Source organism: Nostoc sp. CCY0012 (genome assembly GCF_963920855.1).
Lineage (GTDB): Bacteria > Cyanobacteriota > Cyanobacteriia > Cyanobacteriales > Nostocaceae > Cyanocohniella.
The window spans coordinates 1-1,241 of the sequence record NZ_CAWUDM010000238.1; the positions used below are offsets into that span (position 1 = coordinate 1).

At 43.8% G+C, this 1,241-nt stretch carries 1 protein-coding gene; it reads left to right on the plus strand.

Annotated features, from left to right (window positions below; translation table 11 throughout):
• The coding region (locus tag ACM0OS_RS28920) for a group II intron reverse transcriptase (protein ID WP_414546611.1) at positions 1-975 on the plus strand (975 nt) is incomplete at its 5' end.
• Between the last annotated feature and the right edge of the window lie 266 nt (positions 976-1,241).

The window sequence follows — 1,241 nt, forward strand, 5'->3', positions numbered from 1 at the left end:
TTCGACAGGATAAACCACACCGCCATCATGGACAGACTCATCGCTCCTTATAGCATAAGACAGGGAATATTCCGCTGTCTCAAAGCCGGAGTCAATCCAGAATTTCCCGAACAGGGAACACCTCAAGGGGGCGTGGTAAGTCCACTTCTAGCTAACATCGCCTTAAATGGTATCGAAAGCATTTATAAAAGCAAAAATACTCAGGGAAGAATAACAGAACCATCAATCCGTTACGCGGATGACATGGTAATAATAATCAGACCCCAGGACGATGCCACAGAAATACTTGAAAAAATAAGTCAGTTCCTAGCAGAGCGGGGAATGAAAGTCAGTGAGAAAAAGACAAAGCTAACCGCCACGACAGATGGATTTGATTTCCTCGGCTGGCACTTCAAAGTCCAGAAAAACGGAAAGTTCCGATGCGTCCCTTCAGTGGATAACTTCAAAGCTTTTCGCAAGAAAGTAAAACACATCGTCAACAACTCGAATTATGGTGCTACTACAAAAGCTGAGAAATTAGCCCCCGTAGTTAGAGGCTGGAGGAATTACCACCGCTTCTGTAAGATGGACGGGACTAGAAACTCACTATTCCACATCAAAACAAGAGCTTTCAGGGTATTCAATAAGGAAACTAAGCAAAACCGCTACTCTAGCGAGAAATTACTAGATAAGGCGTTCCCCTCAGTTCCTCACTCCGAGAGCAAACATATCATGGTCAAAGGGGAGAAATCGCCCTACGACGGAGATTTAATTTACTGGAGTGAACGCAACAGTAAGCTCTACGACAACTACACCTCTAAAGCCCTCAAACGGCAAAACCATAAATGTGGTCATTGTGGGCTAAAAATGCTTAGTGATGAGAAGGTACATCTTCATCATGTTGATGGAAACCACCAAAACTGGAAAACTAAAAACCTTCTAACAATTCACGAAAGCTGCCACGATTACATTCACATGAGCAAAAGCAAAAGCTAAGAACATCGGGAGCCGTGTACACGGAAACGGGTACGCACGGATCTAACTGAGAGGGGCGGGAAATAATATTCCCCCTCGACTCAAACCAACAAAGCCACTGCCGATATTTTAGTGCAAGCTGGCAAGAGTGCTATTGCCATCGATAAATCCACTATGAACGCAACTTTAGCTAATAGTAAATACGTCCACCAACGAAGTGAATTAGCAGCAGAATTTGTCGCATCTAAAACGGGTGAAAACCAACGTCATCAATACCAGATGAACTA